Genomic DNA, 21,126 nt, shown 5'->3' on the forward strand with positions numbered 1-21,126 from the left:
CCCCATTCCAACCACTGTTTGTGCTTATTTGTATAAGCGGAAACTCTAATGGTAGTTTCTGAAATTGCAAGCTGGTTCCTGTCAAAATTGATGCAGCGCCTGGCTGTGACGACATAATGTGTTTTTCAAAAGTTTAACAATAAATTGTTCACCCGAACTTGAAGAGAACACCAAAGCCGCCTCGTGGATAGTTCCACGTGATGTCCCCACTTGCCTCACACAGCACCCTGCATGTGCCGCACTCCATGCAGCCGTCGGCGGCAATCTCCACTTGGCCTTTGTCATTCAGTTCATAGCATTTTGCCGGGCAGATGCGTGTTAGCGCCAAAAGGTTTGCACTCGGATGCTCGTGCGGCCGCACCTTAATGTGCGGGCGTCCCTGATCAACCAGATAGCGATTCTGGAAAAGCTTGTCCTCAACACGCAACTTCGTCACTGCAACGGTCATCCTATTTCTCCTTCAACGCCAAGCCAATGCCAGACGCACCGCGTCGCTGACCAGCCCCCAGCGCGAACGCGCCTTTATGAAAGCGGCCGTTGTCGCCCTTTCATTTTCGATCTTCGGCGTACCATCGACACGCATGAAATTTTTCGAAGCTTCAGACATCAACTTCGGGTATGTCATGAAGAAATTGCGGGAATTGGTATGAAGTAGGGCCGGCATGTCTTTGTATTTCCTAAGATCTTTAATGACAAAGGAATCGTCCAGCATCGTCTTGTATAGTGCGAGGTTTCTTTTGGTCATTCGACCTCCGCGGCTCTTGACCTCGAAAATAGCCTCCCCGGCGATGCGACCTGACGTCATGGCGAGATTGGAACCTTCGCGGTGAACGGCATTGTTGAGCTGTGCTGCGTCGCCGACAACGACCCAGCCATCGCCGAAGAGCGCGGGAATTGCCTTGTACCCACCTTCGGGAATGAGATGAGCTGCATATTCCTTGACTTCCGAATCCGCGATCAGATGTTTGATCGACGGATGGTTCTTGAACGCTTCGAGCAACTCGTAAGGGCTTTCGCACGTTGCGGCGAAGTCGGAGACGAGGCAACCGATGCCAAGAGAGATCGACTCCTTATTGGTATAAAGGAAGGCGAGCCCGGCCATGCCGCGGGAGATGGTGCCGGCCGCCTCGATCACACAACCCTCGTTGCCATGAAGACCGAAGCGCTGATCGATCACGTCTTCTGGCAGAAAATGTATTTCCTTGACAGCGAGAGCCACGCTCTCCGAAGTCGGCGTCTGACGCAAACCGGCCCGGGCGCCGAGCAACCCATTGGCGCCTTCCGCAAGAACGACCGTGTCCGCAAGTATGACATCGCCAGTACGGTCAGTGCGCACGCCGATCACCTTGCCCCCTTCCTGGGCAAGTTCTGTCGCCGTCGTCTCGCAAAGGACTGTCGCTCCCGCCTCACGCACCTTACGCGAAAACCAACGGTCGAACTGAGCGCGAATGATTGTATAGCGCTCTGGCGTCGACTCGTTGAAATCATCCGATCGGTATTGGATCCCAACGTGGGATGTGTCATCCATCATCCAGAAGCGCTGCTCGACGAGATGCCGCTCAAGAGGCGCATCATCTCGAAAATTCGGGATGATTTTCTCCAGCATGTTCGCGTACATGATTGCGCCCTGGACGTTCTTTGAGCCCGGATACTCGCCACGCTCCAATTGCAGGACTTTCAAGCCACGGCTCGCCATGGTGTAAGCAGCCGCATTCCCGGCCATGCCCGCGCCAATCACGATGGCGTCAAACTTTTCCCCGCTCATAACCCGTGCCCCCTAATTCGCAAGCTTATCGCGACTGTGCGGCGACAGCCGTTGGGTGAAAACATCAGTGAGGGCCGGCAAGAAGCGGATCGCATCCGTCACGACGCCAACGTGGGCGAAGTCGAAAATCGGCGCGTTCGGATCGGTGTTGATCGCCACAATGAGATCAGCGCCCTCGACGCCAACCCGGTGCTGAATGGCGCCGGAAATCCCGGCCGCTATATAGAGCTTCGGCCGGATAGTCTTACCCGTTTGCCCGATCTGCCGATCAGCCGGCATCCAGCCTTTCTGGACCAGCGGCCGTGAACAGCCGTATTCGGCTCCAATTACCCGCGCGAGATTCTTCGCCAGCTTCAGGTTCTCCGATGTTCCAAGACCGAGGCCGCCGCCCACCACCACATCGGCATAGGCGAGATTGGAATTTGTCGATTGCACGTCGGAAATGAACCCGAGGACTTTGGTGACGATCTCCTCCTCGACCATCAGGACCCCATGCTGAATGACGCAGCCGATAGGCTTGTTCGTGCGCTGCGGCATCGCCATGACCCTTGGCCGCACTGTCGCCATCTGCGGTCTGCAGTTGAGCGTGTAGATTGTGCATAGTAGAGAGCCGCCGAAAGTCGGCCGCGTTGCGGCAAGCGAACCGTCCGCATCCACATCGAGTTCGGTGCAGTCCGCGGTGAGCCCCGTCAACAAGGTCGTCGCCACGGAACCGGCAAGGTCGCGACCAAGCGTCGTCGCACCGAGAAGCAGGATCTCGGGTTGGTAAGTGGCGACGAGATTTGTCAGAGCTTTGGTGAAGGGCTCGTTCCTATAGTCTTCGAGCAGGGGGTTCTCCACCAGATACGCAACGTCGGCGCCATAGGCAAACGCCTCTGCGATGGCCAGCTGCGTGGCGTCCCCCGGAGGTCCGAGCACGACACCTGCGAGTTTGACGCCAAGCTTGTCCGCCAGCTTGCGGCCTTCTCCCAGCAGTTCGAAGGAGACGGGATGGACATTTCCGCGCTCCACTTCGATGAAGACCCAAACATGGCGGTAGTCTTTGAAATGATCGGGCAGTTCTTTCTTCATTCCCGCGCGGCCGACGGCTGGGCGCGGTATTTCTTGATTTGCGGTCAACGTCATGGCTCCTTGCCGTTATGCGCTGGCGTCGAAGGCGAGTTCGTGTTCGAGCGCCGGCTGACGGGCGAAGATTTCGACAATCAACTCATCAGCAAGATCGCCGAGCGCCTTATCGGTGGTGGTGATTTGCTCTGCCTTTTCCGTCCTTACTGTCGGGGCAAAGACGCGTTTGACGACCGTCGGCGAACCACGCAGTCCACACTTGCTGAGGTCCTCGATGCCGGCGTCGCCCGCGCTCCATTTTACGATCTGACTGCGTGCGGCACGTAGCGCGTCATCAAGCGAGCCGCGGCGGATTTCGTTGGTGCCTTCCAGCATAGTGATGAGGCAGGGAAGCCTGCCATGCAGCATCTGGGTACCGCCTTCCGAACGGCGGTCGACCTTAATTTCGCGTGCATCAAGATCGAGGGAGCAAATCTTCGAAACGTAAGTGAGTTGCAGGAGGTCGAGGCGCTTAGCAATGCCCGGCCCGACTTGGGCAGTGTCGCCGTCGATGGTCTGCTTGCCCGTGAAAACGATGTCGGGGGCGCCGAAGGTCTCGCCGATTTTTGCAATCGCCTGCGACAAAGCAAAGGAAGTCGCCAGGGTATCGGATCCCGCAAAATAGCGGTCGGTCAACAATACCGCCCGATCCGCACCGTAAGTGAGCGCCTTGCGCAACGAATCCTCTGCCATGGGCGGCCCCATCGTGAGCACGGTGACCTCGCCGCCATGCACGTCACGCAACCGCAGTGCTTCTTCAAGGGCGAATAGATCGTAAGGATTTATGATGGTCGGCACACCCTGGCGCATGATCGTGTTCGTTACAGGATGGACGCGAATCTGTGCGGAGTCCGGCACCTGCTTGATACAGACTACGACGTGCATGTGGTCTCCTAGCTGCTGTTAAATGGCGGGTTTGGCGCTTCGTGTCCTCTAAAGCACTATCTGTGCCAAGGTTTTTGAATGTGGCATCCCTTTGAAATTTCAATGATTTATGCTGAGGTGCCGACACTGGACTCGCCATTGTCGGCTTCGCGACATCGTTCAAGCCGGAACCATGTCGCATTCACTCCCTGCCGAAACGCTTCAAGATAGAATCGAATGGCACGAACGTGTGACCCGGTTGGGCAGGCTTGGCCGGATTGTGATCGTTGAGCACCTTGAAGACCCGGTGCGCAAGTGGCGAGGACGTCGCAAAATCTTCGTAGGCGCGTTCAAGCATGGCGCGTGCTCTGGCAGCAATCACCTGTTCCGGGAGATCGGCGAAATCCTCTTCGGCGAGGTATTGTCCCATCCGCTTCATGATGTGAAGCCGCGAGACGTCAAGCACCTTCGGATCATAGGCGACGTCAAGCAGCGCGAAAAACTCCTCCGCGGCAGACAGATTTTTCAACCGCGCGAGGATTTCGGCCGTATCGCTGGTTCGACTGGCGTTGCAAAAACTGTTCATAACATTCTCCCCGTTTGGAACGATGCTCTGTGGTGCTCCGGTGCGATGACCCGCGGTCGCGAAAGCCCCGCAGGAAAAGTGCTCGCTCTTACGGCTACAAGTGGCTTTGCCAGTCCGAGCTCTTCTGCCTCGCAACAGCGACGAACATCGCCTGGTTCCGTCAAGCCAGATCGAGTCTTCAGAAAGTGAACCGCTTCATGAGGTGTTTCCGTCCGTCTCCGTAGGCTTCATAAAAGCCAAAGGTCTTCGCCGCTTTGCCGGCGTCGGCTTAAACGAAGAACCATCTCGTAAACTGCCGACGATTCCGGGTAAGACATCGAGCACGCGATCTATATCCTCCTCGCAATTATCACGCGACAGGGAGAAGCGAATGACCCCGTGGCTCGAGATATCGGGAATGTTCATCGCGGTCAGGACATGGCTCGGCTGCGGCGACTGAGAAGTGCAAGCCGAGCCGGAAGAACAGGCGATGCCATAGCGGTCGAGGAGAAGCAGTAAGCCATCACCGTCGACTTGGTCGAAGGCGATGTTGGAGGTGTTCGGCAACCGCTTTTGCTTATCGCCGGTGACGAACGCATCTGGGATGCGCTGCAGAAGCCCTCTTTCCAGGCGATCTCGCAGCGATCTTACTCGTCCGTTCTCTTCCTTCATGAAGCTCGACGCAAGTTCAGCGGCCTTGCCGAGCCCGACGATGCCAGCGGTATTTTCCGTGCCGGCGCGCCGGTCGCGCTCCTGATGTCCCCCCTTGATCATCGGATCGAAGCGCACGCCGCGCTTTACCCAAAGCGCACCAATCCCTTTGGGTCCGTGCAGCTTGTGGCCCGAGAGCGACAACATGTCGATCGCACTCGATTTCAGGTCCATCGGCAGCTTGCCGACCGCCTGCACTGCGTCTGTATGGAAAAAAGCGCCAACTTCCTTGGCCAACTTAGCGAGGTCAGCGACAGGAAAAATCGCGCCCGTTTCATTGTTTGCCCACATGATCGAGACGAGTGCAACATGTGGGGTGAGGGCAGCCCGGTATGTGCGCAGGTCGAGGCGACCATGCCGATCGACTGGAATCCTGTGCACCTTTATGCCACGCGTCCTCTCAAGGTGCGCGCAGAGCGTTAGCACGGCCGGATGCTCGACTGCGGACGTCACGATCTGTGTGCGATCGGGCATGATTTCGAGCGCTGACAGGATCGCTGCATTATCGCTTTCCGTGCCGCCGGAGGTAAAGACGATCTCATGCTCGAACTCTGCACCGATCAAAGCTTGCAATCGTTTGCGCGCGGTCATTATCGCGGCACTTGCCGAGGCACCAAAACTGTGACTGGACGAAGGATTGGCAAATTGATCAGTAAAGAACGGCAACATCGCTTGTACGACTTCAGGATCAACTCGCGTCGTTGCATTGTTGTCGAGATAGACAGATCTCATGGAAGCGATCCTCAGTTGGCGGAGTGACCTCGGGTAGGCTCCGTCGTTCACTGCTCGGGCAAGAACAATCGCCGCAGCGTTCGATTGGTCGAATTGGCTGCAGGAACGTTATCTGGCAATTTCAGGCTCCGGTGAACTTTGTTCAGGCGAGCTCCAAGCATCCTCGATCCGCGGCGACATGCCGCCGAAAAACCCCGTCGGTTACAAAGATATTTCTTGGACCTCGAGTACGCTGCCTTCCTTTGTGCCTGCCGACAAACTCGTCTCTGACCTAACGAGGCCTTCAATGAACAGCGCCGCAGGGACCGTAACAGTCGCTTCTTCGACAGCTGTGAAGCATGTGACCGGATCGCGCGACTTTGCGCCACACATGAGGCAAACGGCGACGGCGAGGTGGATGGCGGCCGGTCGACAACATACGTTAAGTCGCAATTGATGTTTCGAATGGCTTCATAGGCGCTCTTGCCCACAATAAATTCGATGAACTCGGACGAGCAGGCGATCGCGAAACGGGTTCGGAGCGACTGCAGTGTTGCGGCACTGATCGCTTCCGTCGGCCGATCGAATCCCATCATTAATTCAACCGCATCCCCAGATGCGACCTTGTTTTCAGATTTGGCTGTTTGCAGAATGCGGGCGCCCTTGTGATCGCAAAATGATGTCTTGAGCTTGCCGCGATACTTCCGCATGACTTTTCACACCAACCCCGGATGGTCAGGCAAAGGACTTGCCACAAGCGCACATCTCTGCCGCGTTGGGGTTGTCGAAGACAAATCCTGAGGACTCCAGCCGTGTAACGAAGTCCACCGTCATGCCGTTGACGTGTGGTTGAGAGCCTACGTCCACGAACAGTGTAATCCCGCCTGTTTCGATGATCGCATCGCCCTCGCGTGGGCCGCTCTCCGGTCCCATCAGGTATTTGAGCCCGGCGCAGCCGCCGGTCTCGACCGCGATGCGCAGGCCTTCGGCCGGCTCGTCCGCTCGGCTGAGCGCAATCTTCATGGCGGCAACGGCGTTCTCTGTGAGCGTGATCATAAATATGGTTCTCATTGGTCGTCGGGAAATTTGCAAATGACCTTGCATGTGCCGTGCCAAAGAGAAAAGCATTGAGCAGGCGTCGGATCTTCCGCTGGCAATATGCATGCGCATGCCCGACAATGCCCGACATCACTGAACGTCCAACATCAAAAAGGAGCAGTCACCCGTGATTTGGGGACGCCCGCCAAAGACATCACTGCGCCATTTTCACGCCGTTGCCGTCATCGTAGCTGGGAAAAGGTTTGTAGCAGGCGCACCGGGAAAGGCCCTGGGTACCAACAACGATTGTCTGGTTTGTCGATTAGCCGACATTTTGCGTTGGCCAATCTGTATTTGCACGCTCATCACGTTGTTGAGAAACTCCCGGAGAGTTGTGCCGACGCTGTTTATCGCCAGGCTGGCATAATTTTTGAAGCTTTCTCGTCATGGCCGCTATAGCTGCAGGCGACCTTGATCAATGAAACGAAGGAGCAAAAGCGCCGTGTCAGATCAGCATCAATTCCAGATCTTAAAGGGAAAGAGCATCAGTCCCAGGATACTAATGTCTGATCGGTGGCGACATTCACAGTCATCCAATGCCAGGCTATGGCTGCGAATGGGCTTGGAGATAGACTTTGACGACTATGTACTTACCTGTGTCTTTTCGCGAGCGCTTCAGGAGATTGAAGCTGGCCAGGCGTCGGCGACCGAGGCGACCGGGCTTTCTCGCGCCGAGCTGCGGGACATCCTGACACGAAGTTTTCATGCCAAGCTCATCGACGCCTTTTTTCCGGAAGAGGCGAGCGATCCAGAGCTCGGCACGGAGGAAGAGCTCCTGCGTGACTTGCTACTTTCGCATGCCCGTCCAAACGATCCATTCAGCGCCCGGTTTGCTAAAATCATTGCCCGCCGTGCCCTGCGCGACGACCATCTATGGCAGGACCTTGGTCTATTTGACCGAGCCGAGCTTGGTCGGTTGTTTGCCATGCATTTTCCGACGCTAGCGGCAGGCAATACCAACAATATGAGGTGGAAGAAGTACCTTTACCGCAAGCTCTGCGAGGCTGAAGGTTTCTCGCTCTGCGCCGCTCCCAGCTGTCAGGAATGCAGTGATTTTAACGCGTGCTTCGGCCCCGAAACGGATGAAGCCCGTCGTTAAGTCGCTTTCGCGAGCAGTGCAAGATCGTCAGCGCTTGGTCGGCGCCTATACAAATCCCGCACGGATCTCTCGACGACGTTGAACGGAAGAGGGGATATTCATTGCTTCCCGGTATTTTGCGACGGTGCGGCGCGCAATATCGATCCCGCTTTCCCGAAGTTGGGCGACCATATTGTCGTCGGAGAGCACACTGTCCTCCGTTTCCGCGGCGATCATTGCCCTGATGCGATGGCGGATCGCTTCGGCCGAGTGTGCCTCGCCGCCTTCCGAGGATGCAATCGCGACCGTGAAAAAATACTTCAGTTCGAACACGCCGCGAGGGGTGAGCATGTATTTGTTCGAAGTCACACGGCTCACCGTCGACTCATGCATCTCGATCGCGTCGGCGACAGTCTTAAGATTGAGAGGCCGAAGATAGGCAGTGCCGCGTTCCAGAAAGACATCCTGCTGGCGGACGATTTCAGTTGCTACCTTAAGGATCGTCTTGGCCCGCTGATCGAGGCTGCGAACCAACCAGTTCGCGTTCTGGAAGCATTCGTTGAGGAATGCCTGATCACCGGTATCATGCGCGGTCAGACGAGAGACTTCGGCAAAATAGGTTTGGTTGATGAGCACCTTGGGCAACATCTCGGGATTGAGTTCGATCTGCCACCCGCCTGCGGTCGAGGGCAGAACTCGAACGTCCGGTATGATGGCCTCCGGCCGTCCCGATTGGAACCGGTTTCCGGGCCTCGGATCGAGTGTCCGGATCTCATGCAACATGTCGAGAAGGTCGTCGTCGTCGACACCGCAGCGCCGCTTCAATGCGCGAAAGTCACGTTGTGCAACCAACTCAAGATTTGCGACCAGCGCTTCCATAGCAGGGTCGAACCGATCTTGCTGCCGTAACTGTATCTCGAGGCATTCCCTAAGAGTTCGTGCAAAGATTCCAGGTGGATCGAAATCCTGCAAGGTCGCGAGGACTCGCTCGACGTCAGCCTCGTGGACACCCAGCCTTGCCGCCAGCTCTGATAGGTGCACCTGAAGATATCCAGTGCTTTCCAGATGATTGGCAAGCGCACCGGCAATCAGCCGATCTCGTGAGCTGAATGCTGTGAGGGCGATCTGCCGGGCGACATCGTCGTGCAATGTTTCAGTAGAAGCAGCAAACTCCTCGAAGCCCGGCGGGTGCTCTGACGACGCGTTGGCGGAACTTCGAATTGATTTCCATTCTCCAAGTGGCTCGGGAGCCTCGAGCCTTGTCGGCGCATCAACCTTGCCATCGTGTGTGGCACTATCGGGCCTGTTCTCCGAGGTCGAGACGACATCGTCAGAGGCGATGCCGTCACTTGAAGCCAGTTCTAGAAACGGGTTCTTCTCCAATTCCTGCTCGATGAACTGATGCAGTTCGCCATGCGCCAGTTGCAGCAAGCGAATAGATTGGATGAGCTGAGGCGTAATAACCAGCGATTGCTTTTGGCGCTGGAGAAGGTTTGCTAAATACTGCATCCTAAGAGAGAAACCCCTATCGATCTTGGTACTTCGTCGCGCGAATTTTTCATTTTATGAGGCTTCAGTCCTCCGGTGGTTATGCTGCGGCCGTGGCCTTCAGCGTTTCCAGGACGTTTTGCGGCGATGAAATGCCGTAGGGATCGGTTTGACAGTTGTCCGAGAAGCCTTCTTCCTCAAACCACTGCTCTACCACGCCGTTATCGACCAGCGCCGCGTAGCGCCAGGAGCGCATTCCGAAACCGAGATTGTGCTTGGCAACGAGCATGCCCATCTTGCGAGTAAATTCTCCCGACCCGTCAGGGATGAGCTTGACGTTGAGAAGCCCTACGGACTTGCCCCAGGCGTTCATGACGAATGCATCGTTTACGGAGAGACAGTAAATCTCATCGATGCCCTTCTTTTGAAACTCCCCATAAAGCCTTTCGAAATCCGGTAGCTGTTGGTTGGTGCAGGTGGGGGTGAAGGCGCCTGGCAGCGAAAACAAGATGACGCGCTTGCCGCGGAAATAGTCGTCGGATGTCTTGTCTTTCCACCGATAAGGGTTCGGCCCTGGTAGGGCCTCATCGCGAACACGCGTCCGGAATGTGACGAAGGGAACCTTCTTTTTGATGTTCATCTAACTGTTCCTCATACCGACAATTGACGCGATGTTTGGCGATTGCGGCTGCATATCCGATCTCGGTCGATATATATTGATCAAGCAAGCGCCATGCCATTTGCCTTAAATGCAGAAAATCATTGTACTGCCGGAAGGAGCCTGGGTTTGAGTAGGAGCGCCTCCGACAAGGGCGCTGACCCAACCTTCTCACCTCGAATGACCTCCGCCGCGGTGACATCGGTTGGGTCGCTTGTTATCGGCAAGCGTCCGATGTTCGCAAAAGACGGAACCGTTTCGGATAGTCATGTCAGATCCTTGAACGAGCACCGCCGGCAGGCTTTGACGTGGCCGCCGTGCTCGCGTTCTTAGGCATAGCGATTTGCCGAGACAGCTCTTCTCATTGCACCGACTGATGTGCCGCTGTTGTTGCTCTCGATCATATCCAGATCGGGACGTGCGCCACCCTCCAGCTCTTCGGCAAGGCGCCCGCGTGTCCGGTCGCAATGAGATTAAAAGTTCGTGCCGTGTCATCGCTATTGAATGATTAGGTTCTCCCTCGCGGGGTCATTCGCCAACCTTTTGATGTGCGAAACGGGACAAGAATGTCGGGAGACCGACGATTGGATTACAAGGCCTGGCCGCCGGCCGGGGCAAGTCGTGCAGTGCGGCCGCCCGCGCTCATCCGGCATGCAACTTGCGTCTTTGATTGTTCGCTGCGCTTGGAACTTTCCGATTTTTGATGGAGCATGACATGGATCAAAAGGTTTTCGTTCCAAAGAGCATCGGGGCGATTGAGGATCCGACGAAATCGCTCCGCGATCTGATTTCCTCCCCAGACCTGACGCACCTGATGGGAGCGCATGATGGGCTTTCCGCGGCGGTCGCCATGCAGGCGGGCTTCAAGGCCATTTGGGCGTCTGGCCCGTGCATTTCGAAGAGCCTCGGCTATCGCGACGTCAAGGAGGCAAGCTGGACACATTTGATAGAGGTGATGGAACGAATGGCGGACGCCAGCGGCCTGCCGATCCTCGCTGACGGTGATTCCGGCTTCGGGAACATGAATGGCGCGCGGTTAATGACAGCAAGGCTCTTGCAGCATGGTGCCTCTGGTGTGTGCATCGATGATAAGAGCTTCCCGAAAATGAATTCCTCTGTCGGCAATCGTCCTCCGCTGGACGATATCGAAAAGTTTTCCGGCCGCCTAAAGGCGATTAAGGATGCCACGGGAAACGACCTCGTGCTTGTCGCTCGCACCGAAGCCTTGATCGCCGGTTACGGTCTCAAGGCGGCACTATTGCGCGCGGACGCCTACGCGAACGCCGGCGCCGATGCAATCCTGATCCACTCGGGGGAAGCGAAGACGCACGAGGTTCTCACCTTTGCGAAGCAATGGAAACGGCTTCCTATCATGATTGCGCCTTCGAATTACTATCGCACAGTCATTTCAGCGCATCATGAGGCTGGCATCTCGAATGTCGTCTGGGTCAACCATGCGATGCGTGCAGCGATTGCAGGTATGCGGGCCGCGTACAACTGGATCATCGCCGAAGCAAGCGCCGGGCCGATTGGGCAGGAGGTCGCGAAGCTCGACGACGGACCCGCTGCGTTATGGTGAACCGTCTTCGGCGAAAATCGGTATCTCTCTGCGCGCGTGATTAGCATTTGTAAGCTGAAGCGGTCAGCCTCGGTACGGTGTCTGCGGAGCCCGATCCGGACGACTTAATGAGACACTTTCCCGCCGAGCTGATGACAATGTGGCCGATCGGCAAGGATGTGGGCTTTGAATGACCGCCCCGATATCATCGAGCCTATCGAGGATGCGGAGCCGCCGTCACTGTGATCGGTGACGAGATTTTGAAAGAACGTGCCGCAGAAAGGTACCACGATCGTCCGTTTGAAGTCGGCATTATCGTTAACTAAGCAGAACATGATGGGACCCTTTCATTTGTGGTGATGTAGGTCGCTCTCACATGCTTTCCCTCGGTCCAATCACGCAGCCGGTTTGGATGGGTGCCGTTGATAACGACCCCCGCAGCACCCCGCAATGACATGAAATGAGCTGCACAAGCATCGACTGACGCATGACCAAGCTCGGCAAGATCGTGGGCATCTATTTCCTCGATCAACGCCCCCGGATCGTGAGTTGCCGCATTGCGATAGACGCCGTCTACATCGGTCAGAATTGCCAGTAGCGGAGCATTGGTTACCCACGCAATCCACGCCGCCACAGCGTTAGACGTTATGTCCAAACTCCATTCGACCGAATCCGTTGTGAAGAGCATGCGCGAGGCAAGCAGAACCGGAATTTTGCCAACCTTTGCCAGGCTCCGACATTCGCTCAACGTTGCAGACGGAACAAGTTTCGAAGAGAAGGCACGATTCGCCAGCAAATATCCTGTCTCATCTTGGACAAGAGCGCACGCGTGATGGGTCATCACCGATGGGGGAGGATATAGGTCTTCAACACGCTCAATCGCCTTGTCGTTTAAGTCTCCGCCAGGAACGACCAAAATTCGATGTCCACGCTCGACCAAGCGCTCGAGTTCGGCGACAGCCGTCCTAAAAACCGACAGATCATGCATGAGGCTTCCGTGGAACTTGACAACTATTGAAAAGCCGCATGGGGGAAGACTTTGGGTGAACATGCCTGAACCTCGCCCTGCCACTGTGAAGGCGCCATGTAGGTTTTGCGGGCTTCTCGATGTCAGATGGAGAACTGAGACCTTCTGAAAAGCCGCAGCGTACAACTGCATCCGTTCAACGCCATTTGGGAGAGCAAGCTCGATTACGTTGAACCTAATGTCGAGAAGTTTCGTCGCGTTTGAAAAGTCGCTCTTCCTCCATTTCTCCGCAATTCTTCACCGAACGATGTTGGAGACGTCTCGAACGTGCTACGGCTCTTTGTCCGGGATGCTCAAGCTGACGGGCCTTTCATTTAGCTGTAGGCCTACATGATCCAGTGTTCCACGCAGCGACCAACGAGAGAAATATGTCTCGGCGGCTCTCACTGCGTCGCAACAACCTCAAAAACCATGCCAACTTTGCAGAGCGAGCCCGCGAAAAGTTTTCTCAATGTTTCCTACCGACTTAGGGCTGAAGATAGCGAACACCTCAGAGGCGGCGTCGTGAAGATTCAAACGCACACACTGTCCAATTCGTCAGATAACCGACACGGGTTTTGTTAAGTCAATTTCTCGCCGTCCCACGCTAAACATTTGAAATTGACGAACGAAACCATTCCGTCCGGCGACACGGGTCGCGTTGGCGTGAGATTTGAATGGGATGGGTGCTGGAATGGCGATGCTGACCTGTAAACGATTATTCGATCCGGTCGGCAGGAGAAAAGGCGGACCGTATCAAATCGTCCAATCGGATTTTGTCAAAGAAGAGAACAATGGAAGCCAAAAGAGCGAACGGTCTGACGTGCCATATTCCCGACAACTTTAAGCCGCGGCTGAGCGAACTTACGGACGTCGAACCAAACGACGGTTTGACAGATGAGAAGCATATTGGCGGGCCGCCCCGTGCCAGGTGCAAAGTGTAGCATCTCCTCGATGATCCGCCGGCTCCGAATATCCTGGCGCCGTTGCGGCGTCGCTCAATGTACGAATGCCTCTTCCCATCTTGAAATTAGCGACAAAGCGATGCGCCACGAACAAATTACCGAATTACTTGATCGGGAGGCGATCCGTGATTGTCTTTATCGATACTGTCGCGGGATAGATCGGGCAGACGAGGCGGCGCTGCGCAGTGCGTACTGGCCGGATGCGCATGACAATCACGGCGCTTATTCGGGCTCGGCAGAGGGGTTCATAGAGTTCGCGCGCGGTGTCTTCAAGACCGAACAGCGCAACATCCATCAGATCACGAACATTCTGATCGAGTTCATCGACCCGGCGGAGGCTGCCGTCGAGAGTTACTTCACTGCGCTGCAACGCGGACCGGACGGGGCAAGGACACTACGTCAGGTTCTCTTGTGCGGCCGTTATTGCGATCTGTTTCAGAAAAGGGAAGGTGAGTGGCGCATCGCCGAGCGGACTGTCGTCTACGATTGGTTCGAGGAACAGCCCGCGCCAGTGACCTCCGAGACGGAGCGTTTCGGTCTCCGGCAGCCGATCGGGGCATCATATCCAATCGATCCGGTCTATGCGCTCTTGAACCGTCGTTTTCTTCAGAAACGTGAAGGCCACATGGCGAAAACGCCTCGGTGATGAGCGGTTTCAGATCTTCGTCGGCGGCGAAATGGAAACGTGACCTTTCTGTCTACCGCCATGTCGGGATGGTTGTCCGGAAAAAAGGTCCGGGAAACGGTCAGGAGAATTCCTCATGAGAAAGCAACGCGTCGTCATCATTACAGGCGCTGCAGGCGGGATCGGCCGCGCACTCGTCGACGCTCATCTCAATGTCGGGGACATTGTTGTTGCCGCGGACCTCCCGGACAGCGGTGTGCTTGAACTGGCTCGCGGTTTCGGCGCTGCGGATCTCGGACTTGAATTCGATGTCTCACGGGAAGAGGACATCCTTGTCCTTTATGAGCGGATCGACGCGCAGTTCGACCACATCGACGTTCTTGTCAATAACGCGGCGATGGGGCCCAGCATGGCCGCGACCACGCAGACCCCCATCGACGACTTCCGACGCGTATTGGCGGTAAATCTGATCGGGCCCTTCCTCATGGCTCGCGAAGCCGCACGGCGGATGCAGCCAGGTGCTGCGATTATCAACGTCGCCTCGATGGCCGGGATAATTGGCAATCCAAAACGCAACGCCTACGCTGCTTCGAAAGCGGGCCTTATCTCGATTACGAAGTCGCTCGCCTGCGAGTTGGCTTCACTTGGCATCCGCGTGATGGCAGTGGCGCCGGGCTATGTGCGAACGCCGATGGTCGCGCAATTGGAACACGCTGGCCAGACGAACTTAGAGGCGGTGCGCAGCCGTGTGCCGATGGGGCGCATGGCGCGTCCGGACGAAATTGCACGAGCCGTGCGGTTTCTCGCCAGCCCGGATGCGCACTGTATCAACGGCACGGTGCTGACAATTGATGGCGGGTGGATGTCCTTCAACCAGCCTGGCGACGCGCACCCGCGAGTAAGCGAAATACCACAAGCCGAACTTTCCCGTCCGCCACAATCAACCAATAAGCGGATTGTCCTCGTCACGGGCGGCGCGACCAGCATAGGCGCGGCCGTTGCTCGCCGCTTTGCAGCAAATGGCGATACCGTCGTACTTGCCGACATAAACGGCGCCGCGGCGGCGAAGTTCGCAAAATCCCTCGGCGGCGAGCACATTGGAAAATCCGTGGACATTGCAAGCGAAATGCAGGTGGTAGCACTGTTCGACGATTTGCGGGAGCGGTTCGGGGGGCTTGATGTCCTCGTCAACAGTGCCGCTTGGCCCGACAGTTGCAAGTCGGGAGTTGAGCAAACGCCTGCCGAGATCGCGCGCGTCATTGATGTCAACCTCACCGGTGCCTTCACCTGCGCGCGTGAGGCTATCAAAATGATGCGGCCCGACGGGGTAATCCTGAATATCGGATCCATCAACCGCTCCCTGACGATTGCCCAGCGCCATGCATATGGCGCATCAAAGGCGGGCTTGGAAATGCTGACCCGCTGCATGGCGGCCGAACTCGGGCCGGTTGGCATTCGGACTGCGACGATTGCTCTTGGCTTCATTCACACACCTGATAGCGCACAGAACGCGATCAGCCGCCGCAACCCAGCCCTTGGCGGGGGGCAGTTCGAAGGCATGGCAAACGCCGCGTTCTTCCTAGCTTCGCCAGATGCTTCATACATCAACGGATCGACCCTCTACGTCGGCGCCGGCTGACTTCGGACAATGTTGTATTCTACCCACGATCGGAAGCATTCACGGGAAATCGAAAACGACACTGTGTGCCAAACGGCATCCGGAGCGTCATCGAATTTGACAGTTTTAAGGAGCACTTGCGGCCGGGGAACGGCAAGCGATTTTGTTTCAAAGCCCCGAATATCAAAAAAGCCGATTGGATCAGTAGCCACGGATACATGCCCGCTGACCATTCGCGAATGGACCCAACGTGAATGAGGAAACGTTATGGAATTTGCGACCTTCATCCTTGCCTCCCAGCGGGGCTATCATCAATCGGCCGACAGAATCATCCGCAACTCAATCGAACAGGCAGTCCTTTCGGAGCAAGCTGGCTTCAACACCGCATGGTTTGCCGAACACCACTTCAACAACTATAGCCTCGTTCCATCGCCGTTGATGATGGTGGCCCATTGCGCCGGCCGGACGAACTCCATCCGCCTCGGCACTGGTGTTTGCGTATTGCCGCTTTATCAACCGCAGCGCCTGCTTTCCGAGATAGGTTTCGCCGATATCGTTTCGAGCGGCCGCCTGGAGCTTGGCGTCGGCTCTGGATATCAGCAGTTTGAGTTTGACCGCTTTGGTGTCGATATCGATGAGGCGCCCGCTGTCTTTTCGGAATATCTGGACGTCCTTCTCAAGGGCCTCACGCAAAAGATTTTTGAGCACAATGGCCAATATTTAAAGGTACCACCGACGGCGATTTCGGTGCGGACTATCCAGAAGCCGGCCCCCCCAATCTGGATCGCTACGGCGTCCGGATACAACATGGGCCGGGCCTATCGGGAAGGACACAATCTTTTCGTCACGGCATTCCACGATGGCTTGGGCGCTTTAAGCAAGCTTCGCGAGAGCGTCGAGAACGCGGCACTCGCAAAAGGTAAGGATGCCGCGGATGCCAAGATTTCGCTGTTGCGTTGTTGTTATGCCAGCGATAACGAAACGGAGATCAACAGCTATCTCGACAACGCCCGTTTCCAGCGCCGGCTATCGGAAGCGCTTCATCAGCGCCGCCAACAAACCGAGGACGGCTATCTTCTGCAGGAAACCCCGACCAAGCAGGACCTGTCGTTTCAGACGATGCGCGACAATCTACCAATCGGCAGTGTGAATCGGGTGATCGATCGCCTGCTCGAAGAGATCAGTGTGCTGAAGCCGTCCCAGATCGCAATTCACTGCCAATTGGGCGATTTCGATCATCAGGCGATGCTGCGGCAAATCGAACTCTGGGGAGACAAGATCATCCCGGCTGTCAACAAGTCGCTCGGTCATGCGCAGCCATGACCGGATAACCCCTTCCGAGATCACAGAGCAATTTTTGATGATGAACCGTCTGGATATCACTGAAGTCGGTCTCGGTTCACGGCGAACGGCCCTCGCTGACGATCCGGATCTCTGGCCAGAAGAGACGGCGATTTAGAGCCTGACCGAAAAAGAGTTGAGTGAAATCAGTCATTTGTGATTCTGTTTGTTTGCTTAGGACGAACGGAGACCACAATGGGTTGGACTGATTTCACCCGTCGGCAATATGCCCGACGCGCGAGTCGTTATGCAAGTGATCTGACGGACCGGGAGTGGGGGTTGATCTCGCCTTGCCTACCTGGGCCAAGGCGTTTGGGCAGGCCACGGAGAACCGATCTTCGCGAGGTCGTGAATGCGCTGCTTTATATTGCTTCGACGGGTTGTCAGTGGCGAATGCTGCCAAAGGACTTTCCACCGTTTACGACAGTTCAAGCCTATTTCTACGAATGGCGGGCAATGGGTTTATGGGGCCGGATCAACCATCGTCTTGTGATGGAGACGCGCGAGCTGGAAGGTCGGCAAGCCTCGCCGTCCGCTGGCGTGATCGACAGTCAGAGCGTGAAAACCACAGAAAGCGGCGGGATTTCGGGCTATGACGCCGGCAAGAAGCTCAAGGGGCGAAAGCGCCACATCATTGTCGACACGCTGGGGCTGATGGTCGGCCTGATAGTGCATGGCGCGGACATTCAGGACCGTGATGGGGCATTCGGTCTCCTGAAATCGATCCGCCACCGCTGGCCCTGGCTCCGACATGTTTTCGCCGATGGCGGCTATGCGGGCGACAAGCTGAAGGGGAGATTGGCGAAGTTCGGCCAGTGGACAATTGAAATCGTCAAGCGTTCCGACAAGGCCAAGGGCTTCACTGTCCTGCCGCGCCGCTGGGTGGTGGAACGGACCTTCGCCTGGCTCGGTCGTTGCCGTAGACTGGCCAAGGATTGGGAGAAAACGATCGCCTCCGCCGAGGCATGGATCACAATCGCCCACATCCGCATCCTTACACGGCGGCTCGCAAGATAAAGATATTGCTGAGGTCTTTTTGAGTCAGCCTCTTAGCTCGACTTTGTGCATTATGCGGCGAAGCAAAGCGCCTGCGCCATACGGACAAGTCGCCCTGGCGGTATTTTATGCATTTCCAGGTTTGACGGTGAGTGTCGATAAAGATCGTCGCTCCACAAAACGAGACGCACAGCGCCAATCGCATCTGTGAATGTCAGATCGGTTTTCCTGTACCATGCGGCGGCGTAAGGGCGCGTGCTTTGGCTGAGAACATCTCCCGCCCACAGCGTCACGAGACTATAGAGGGCCAGGAGCGAAGGTGTTGTGCGGATGATGGCGTTGCCATTCCACTGGCGCTGGGTCTCCACACCGAGATGGGCGCGTGTTTCGGCGAACGTCACTTCGATCTGCCAGCGCCGAACGAAATAGGCGATGATCTGGGTCGGCTCGAGCTCGGTATTGGTGCTCATAAACGCCTGCGGTTCGCGGCGGCCGGTCGGGTCTCGAACCAGGACCCAGCGAATTGGCCTTGGTGGGGTTCCCCGCCGATACCACAAGCCAGTGCCTGTCGTGATATCAAGGTGTTTATCGGTTTGTCTGCCATACCAGGTTGACGCGATGACGCGTTGCCAGACGGTCTTGGGATTGTTGAGGACCGCCTTGAGCTTGGGCAAGGGCATGCCTTTTTGTGCGGGCCGCCCGAGCGTATGTTCGTGTCGCGGATCTGGCGGGGTGAACAGACTGGCGTCGAGACGCAGGCGTGTGATGAGGGTGGCTCTGCCTGGTAGCGCTGCAGCCAATGTGTGGACAGCAAAACTGCTGTCGCCAACAAAGATGAGATCGCGTCCAGGCAGCCAGCGGCAAAGCTGCATCACGCCCTGTCTTGCCCAATCCGTCAGCAGTTTGTGCCTTCGTCCCCTCTTTTTGTCGTAGCGCTCTGAGGGGCATAAAAGCGTTAAGACTGGTAGGGCCTTGATGCATTTGGCCCATGGGACCGGGGCAAGAACCATGAAGCTCAACCAGCGCAAGCCGCTGGCTTTGACGAAGTGACCGTGACTGGAGCGCACTGGATCGCGATAAATGCCACGCGCGGCAATCTTTGGTCCCCATCGGCGTTCGATGGTGTCATCCATACCGATCACAATGGGACCATCGGGTACGAGGCTGGCGACAACGACCGATAACAGCCGCGAAGCCAACGTACGCGGGTTCCAACGCGCGCGATTGAGGAGCTGATGGTAGAGGGAAAAATTGCCAGCCTCGGCGCGGCCGGTGATCCGCAAACAGGACGTCACTGTTCGTTTGCCTGGAGACAGGATCGCACCCATCACCAGGACCAGGAGATGCTCCCAGCTGGGTGCCGTGAACCAGGGACGAAACGACGACAGCCACTGGCGAAGGATTTGCGGAACAGGATCACCCGACCCGACGCAGTTCTCATTATGATCGGTCATCCACCGGTTCGAATCCGGTCACGCGAAACAGGCAAGTCAGAGAGACTGCGGCGAATTGATTCACCCCGCTCAAATTGCCTCAAAATGAGAGTGCCGCGCGCGCCACGCTGCCAGTACGCGGAAGATCAGCGCCGCCGCTACAAACCCGAAACTCCAAAGAGATTTTGTACAAAGTCAAGCTTAGACTTTGGCGAACTCGCTACAATAAACTGCCGTAGTGACCATCATCACCCAGCGAGACTGAGTGTCTCGAAGTGAAATGGGCCGCGTACCCCGGCGGAAAAACGCTCGGCGGCGTTCAGAGCCATCTCTAACCTTTCGCGAGGCGGTGAGCTTGATGATGCATAGAGCGCGCCCAGTGCTATTTGCTGACCACATCCACAGGCGTCAAAGCCATCGACCGGCTCAACAACCTGGTAATCATCGTCAATTCTGAAAAGCCTTCCGGCATAGCCGACGAGGAAGGTGCCGCCGCGCTCGACTTCGTCCTGCCGCCGTGCGTAGCCGCCATCTTTCAGGCACTGGCGAAGCGCGTCGACGAAATCCGTCACCATGAAGGCATAGACATCCGTTTCAGGATCTCTTTTGGGCGGCTTGAGCGAATGTGCCAATAGCTGGCCCATTCTGAACGAAGAGGTAAACCCGAAGAGAAAGTCCTAGTTGCGGAAAACTTTGCGATCGGCTCGGAGGGTAAGCGAATAGCCGGCCACACCAGCGCTATCGCCGCCGATGTGAACAGATCCGTCGCTGATCAAACCGACAATGCATGTCATCCGCCGTCGCTCCTCCTGTGGGCTGATTAGTAGAACCCAATGTCGCCACTGGCTGCCGACCATGCTTTGTCGACTTTGCTGCCCCAAGCTCTGCAAGCAAACAGCTTGCCAAACAGCGCCTCGGCCACTGTCAACCGTGTGTCAGCTTCCCGACGGTATTGCCGCTTTCTGGCCGATTGGCGCGATTACCGGGTCTGTGATGAACCGGCACGCGCTCGCCTGAAACTTCAATAAATCTTCGCGATGTTTTTGCTTCGGGGGACGATGTCGGATTTGTTCCGTCCGCGACACCGACGTGTTCGCCAACTGACGCATCCATGCTTGAACCGTTGGGATAGCGGTCATTTCACGCTCTTTGCGCAGCTGGCACGGCTTTTGAAGTTCCTTTGCCAGGAGGTGATAGAAACGATGACCTGTGACGAGATCGATCCGATGAAAGGAGGAGAAAGGCATCATGCCAAGTCTGGCGCAGATCCGCATTAAGTCCAAAAGGACCGTTACCTGCCTGGCATCGGAACGCTCGATTGCTGGAGTGGCGGCGTTCTCATAATTACTCGGCTCGACCAATAGTCGCCAATGAACCCCGCTGGTTTCAATGAACATGTGCTTACCCGACTTTCGCATTCGTCGGATTAGAGTCGCGCAGGTGCGGCGGTGAAACAGCCGTTCTGGCGCCAAATTGAGGACCGCCTTTTCTTTGCCGCGCCAGCTACGATTTTTCCTGCGGAGGTGAGTGGAGCCCTAGTTC

The 21,126-nt window shown here is 56.5% G+C and carries 19 protein-coding genes and 2 pseudogenes; 7 read left to right on the forward strand and 14 right to left on the reverse strand.

Features of this window, described 5'->3' with window-relative positions; genetic code table 11:
* Window positions 1-148: 148 nt before the first annotated feature.
* The 8 genes from RTCIAT899_RS20860 to RTCIAT899_RS20890 all read right to left on the reverse strand — a co-directional run bounded on the left by RTCIAT899_RS20860 (window position 149) and on the right by RTCIAT899_RS20890 (window position 6,776).
* Window positions 149-448 (reverse strand): ferredoxin family protein, encoded by a 300-nt coding sequence (locus RTCIAT899_RS20860; RefSeq protein ID WP_004126035.1) that lies wholly within the window; start codon window positions 446-448, stop codon window positions 149-151.
* Between the two features lie 12 nt (window positions 449-460).
* Complete coding sequence (locus RTCIAT899_RS20865) at window positions 461-1,765, reverse strand: FAD-dependent oxidoreductase (RefSeq protein ID WP_004126038.1); 1,305 nt, start codon at window positions 1,763-1,765, stop codon at window positions 461-463.
* 12 nt (window positions 1,766-1,777) lie between these two features.
* Window positions 1,778-2,890 (reverse strand): electron transfer flavoprotein subunit alpha/FixB family protein, encoded by a 1,113-nt coding sequence (locus RTCIAT899_RS20870; protein ID WP_004126048.1) that lies wholly within the window; start codon window positions 2,888-2,890, stop codon window positions 1,778-1,780.
* A gap of 12 nt (window positions 2,891-2,902) precedes the next feature.
* Entirely contained in the window at window positions 2,903-3,754 is an 852-nt protein-coding gene (locus RTCIAT899_RS20875) for an electron transfer flavoprotein subunit beta/FixA family protein (RefSeq protein WP_004126051.1), read from the reverse strand.
* A 181-nt stretch (window positions 3,755-3,935) separates the two neighbouring features.
* Window positions 3,936-4,319 (reverse strand): nitrogenase stabilizing/protective protein NifW, encoded by a 384-nt coding sequence (nifW, locus tag RTCIAT899_RS20880; RefSeq protein WP_004126055.1) that lies wholly within the window; start codon window positions 4,317-4,319, stop codon window positions 3,936-3,938.
* A 195-nt stretch (window positions 4,320-4,514) separates the two neighbouring features.
* Entirely contained in the window at window positions 4,515-5,741 is a 1,227-nt protein-coding gene (gene nifS / locus RTCIAT899_RS20885; RefSeq protein ID WP_004126059.1) for a cysteine desulfurase NifS, read from the reverse strand.
* A gap of 47 nt (window positions 5,742-5,788) precedes the next feature.
* Window positions 5,789-6,430 (reverse strand): iron-sulfur cluster assembly scaffold protein, encoded by a 642-nt coding sequence (locus RTCIAT899_RS32315; protein WP_004126062.1) that lies wholly within the window; start codon window positions 6,428-6,430, stop codon window positions 5,789-5,791.
* A 25-nt stretch (window positions 6,431-6,455) separates the two neighbouring features.
* Window positions 6,456-6,776, reverse strand: coding sequence for an iron-sulfur cluster assembly accessory protein (locus RTCIAT899_RS20890; protein WP_004126065.1), 321 nt, complete (start codon window positions 6,774-6,776; stop codon window positions 6,456-6,458).
* Window positions 6,777-7,260: 484 nt separating this feature from the next.
* Between RTCIAT899_RS20890 and RTCIAT899_RS20895 the strand changes: the two genes are divergently transcribed.
* The gene (locus tag RTCIAT899_RS20895) at window positions 7,261-7,917 is read left to right on the forward strand and encodes a nitrogen fixation protein NifQ (RefSeq protein WP_004126068.1); all 657 of its coding nucleotides are present in this window, start codon (window positions 7,261-7,263) and stop codon (window positions 7,915-7,917) included.
* Between the two features lie 45 nt (window positions 7,918-7,962).
* Here the strand turns inward: RTCIAT899_RS20895 and rpoN are convergent, their stop codons facing one another.
* Both rpoN and RTCIAT899_RS20905 read right to left on the reverse strand, forming a co-directional pair.
* A complete protein-coding gene (gene rpoN / locus RTCIAT899_RS20900) occupies window positions 7,963-9,405 on the reverse strand; it encodes an RNA polymerase factor sigma-54 (RefSeq protein WP_004126070.1) in 1,443 nt (480 codons plus the stop codon).
* Window positions 9,406-9,484: 79 nt separating this feature from the next.
* Window positions 9,485-10,024 carry a peroxiredoxin gene (locus tag RTCIAT899_RS20905; protein ID WP_004126073.1) on the reverse strand — a complete coding sequence of 180 codons (540 nt, stop codon included), beginning with the start codon at window positions 10,022-10,024 and terminating at the stop codon, window positions 9,485-9,487.
* 733 nt (window positions 10,025-10,757) lie between these two features.
* Here RTCIAT899_RS20905 and RTCIAT899_RS20910 point away from each other — a divergent pair.
* A complete protein-coding gene (locus tag RTCIAT899_RS20910) occupies window positions 10,758-11,621 on the forward strand; it encodes an isocitrate lyase/phosphoenolpyruvate mutase family protein (RefSeq protein ID WP_240535520.1) in 864 nt (287 codons plus the stop codon).
* 77 nt (window positions 11,622-11,698) lie between these two features.
* Window positions 11,699-11,846 (forward strand): annotated as a pseudogene (locus tag RTCIAT899_RS34190) (SOS response-associated peptidase); the annotation flags it as partial.
* A 76-nt stretch (window positions 11,847-11,922) separates the two neighbouring features.
* Here RTCIAT899_RS34190 and RTCIAT899_RS20915 read toward each other — a convergent pair.
* The gene (locus tag RTCIAT899_RS20915; protein ID WP_004126078.1) at window positions 11,923-12,651 is read right to left on the reverse strand and encodes an amino acid kinase family protein; all 729 of its coding nucleotides are present in this window, start codon (window positions 12,649-12,651) and stop codon (window positions 11,923-11,925) included.
* A 999-nt stretch (window positions 12,652-13,650) separates the two neighbouring features.
* On the opposite strand from RTCIAT899_RS20915, the gene RTCIAT899_RS20920 reads away from it, so the two are divergent.
* The 4 genes from RTCIAT899_RS20920 to RTCIAT899_RS20935 all read left to right on the forward strand — a co-directional run bounded on the left by RTCIAT899_RS20920 (window position 13,651) and on the right by RTCIAT899_RS20935 (window position 18,172).
* Window positions 13,651-14,217: a nuclear transport factor 2 family protein gene (locus RTCIAT899_RS20920; RefSeq protein ID WP_004126081.1), complete on the forward strand. Its 567-nt coding sequence runs from the start codon at window positions 13,651-13,653 to the stop codon at window positions 14,215-14,217.
* Window positions 14,218-14,332: 115 nt separating this feature from the next.
* Complete coding sequence (locus RTCIAT899_RS20925) at window positions 14,333-15,835, forward strand: SDR family oxidoreductase (protein WP_004126084.1); 1,503 nt, start codon at window positions 14,333-14,335, stop codon at window positions 15,833-15,835.
* Between the two features lie 246 nt (window positions 15,836-16,081).
* On the forward strand, window positions 16,082-17,137 hold the full coding sequence (locus RTCIAT899_RS20930; RefSeq protein WP_004126087.1) for an LLM class flavin-dependent oxidoreductase: 1,056 nt from the start codon (window positions 16,082-16,084) through the stop codon (window positions 17,135-17,137).
* Between the two features lie 213 nt (window positions 17,138-17,350).
* Window positions 17,351-18,172 carry an IS5-like element ISRtr3 family transposase gene (locus tag RTCIAT899_RS20935; protein WP_004126090.1) on the forward strand — a complete coding sequence of 274 codons (822 nt, stop codon included), beginning with the start codon at window positions 17,351-17,353 and terminating at the stop codon, window positions 18,170-18,172.
* A gap of 50 nt (window positions 18,173-18,222) precedes the next feature.
* On the opposite strand, the gene RTCIAT899_RS20940 is transcribed toward RTCIAT899_RS20935, so the two are convergent.
* From RTCIAT899_RS20940 to RTCIAT899_RS33240, 3 genes and pseudogenes are all read right to left on the reverse strand, one after another.
* Window positions 18,223-19,605: an IS701 family transposase gene (locus tag RTCIAT899_RS20940; RefSeq protein ID WP_004126092.1), complete on the reverse strand. Its 1,383-nt coding sequence runs from the start codon at window positions 19,603-19,605 to the stop codon at window positions 18,223-18,225.
* Between the two features lie 227 nt (window positions 19,606-19,832).
* Window positions 19,833-20,378 (reverse strand): annotated as a pseudogene (locus tag RTCIAT899_RS20945) (hypothetical protein).
* A gap of 141 nt (window positions 20,379-20,519) precedes the next feature.
* Window positions 20,520-20,981 carry a hypothetical protein gene (locus RTCIAT899_RS33240; protein ID WP_028755198.1) on the reverse strand — a complete coding sequence of 154 codons (462 nt, stop codon included), beginning with the start codon at window positions 20,979-20,981 and terminating at the stop codon, window positions 20,520-20,522.
* Window positions 20,982-21,126 lie beyond the last annotated feature (145 nt).

Origin of the sequence: Rhizobium tropici CIAT 899 (genome assembly GCF_000330885.1) — a bacterium.
In the GTDB taxonomy this organism is placed as follows: Bacteria; Pseudomonadota; Alphaproteobacteria; order Rhizobiales; family Rhizobiaceae; genus Rhizobium; species Rhizobium tropici.

Coding starts and splice junctions, on each gene's coding strand:
- RTCIAT899_RS20910 (WP_240535520.1), top strand. CDS start 10,758: ATGGATCAAAAGGTTTTCGTTCCAAAGAGCATCGGGGCGATTGAGGAT.
- RTCIAT899_RS20940 (WP_004126092.1), bottom strand. CDS start 19,605: ATGACCGATCATAATGAGAACTGCGTCGGGTCGGGTGATCCTGTTCCG.
- RTCIAT899_RS20915 (WP_004126078.1), bottom strand. CDS start 12,651: ATGTTCACCCAAAGTCTTCCCCCATGCGGCTTTTCAATAGTTGTCAAG.
- RTCIAT899_RS20935 (WP_004126090.1), top strand. CDS start 17,351: ATGGGTTGGACTGATTTCACCCGTCGGCAATATGCCCGACGCGCGAGT.
- RTCIAT899_RS20870 (WP_004126048.1), bottom strand. CDS start 2,890: ATGACGTTGACCGCAAATCAAGAAATACCGCGCCCAGCCGTCGGCCGC.
- RTCIAT899_RS20860 (WP_004126035.1), bottom strand. CDS start 448: ATGACCGTTGCAGTGACGAAGTTGCGTGTTGAGGACAAGCTTTTCCAG.
- RTCIAT899_RS20890 (WP_004126065.1), bottom strand. CDS start 6,776: ATGATCACGCTCACAGAGAACGCCGTTGCCGCCATGAAGATTGCGCTC.
- RTCIAT899_RS20925 (WP_004126084.1), top strand. CDS start 14,333: ATGAGAAAGCAACGCGTCGTCATCATTACAGGCGCTGCAGGCGGGATC.
- rpoN (WP_004126070.1), bottom strand. CDS start 9,405: ATGCAGTATTTAGCAAACCTTCTCCAGCGCCAAAAGCAATCGCTGGTT.
- nifS (WP_004126059.1), bottom strand. CDS start 5,741: ATGAGATCTGTCTATCTCGACAACAATGCAACGACGCGAGTTGATCCT.
- RTCIAT899_RS20920 (WP_004126081.1), top strand. CDS start 13,651: ATGCGCCACGAACAAATTACCGAATTACTTGATCGGGAGGCGATCCGT.
- RTCIAT899_RS20875 (WP_004126051.1), bottom strand. CDS start 3,754: ATGCACGTCGTAGTCTGTATCAAGCAGGTGCCGGACTCCGCACAGATT.
- RTCIAT899_RS32315 (WP_004126062.1), bottom strand. CDS start 6,430: ATGCGGAAGTATCGCGGCAAGCTCAAGACATCATTTTGCGATCACAAG.
- RTCIAT899_RS33240 (WP_028755198.1), bottom strand. CDS start 20,981: ATGTTCATTGAAACCAGCGGGGTTCATTGGCGACTATTGGTCGAGCCG.
- RTCIAT899_RS20865 (WP_004126038.1), bottom strand. CDS start 1,765: ATGAGCGGGGAAAAGTTTGACGCCATCGTGATTGGCGCGGGCATGGCC.
- nifW (WP_004126055.1), bottom strand. CDS start 4,319: ATGAACAGTTTTTGCAACGCCAGTCGAACCAGCGATACGGCCGAAATC.
- RTCIAT899_RS20905 (WP_004126073.1), bottom strand. CDS start 10,024: ATGAACATCAAAAAGAAGGTTCCCTTCGTCACATTCCGGACGCGTGTT.
- RTCIAT899_RS20930 (WP_004126087.1), top strand. CDS start 16,082: ATGGAATTTGCGACCTTCATCCTTGCCTCCCAGCGGGGCTATCATCAA.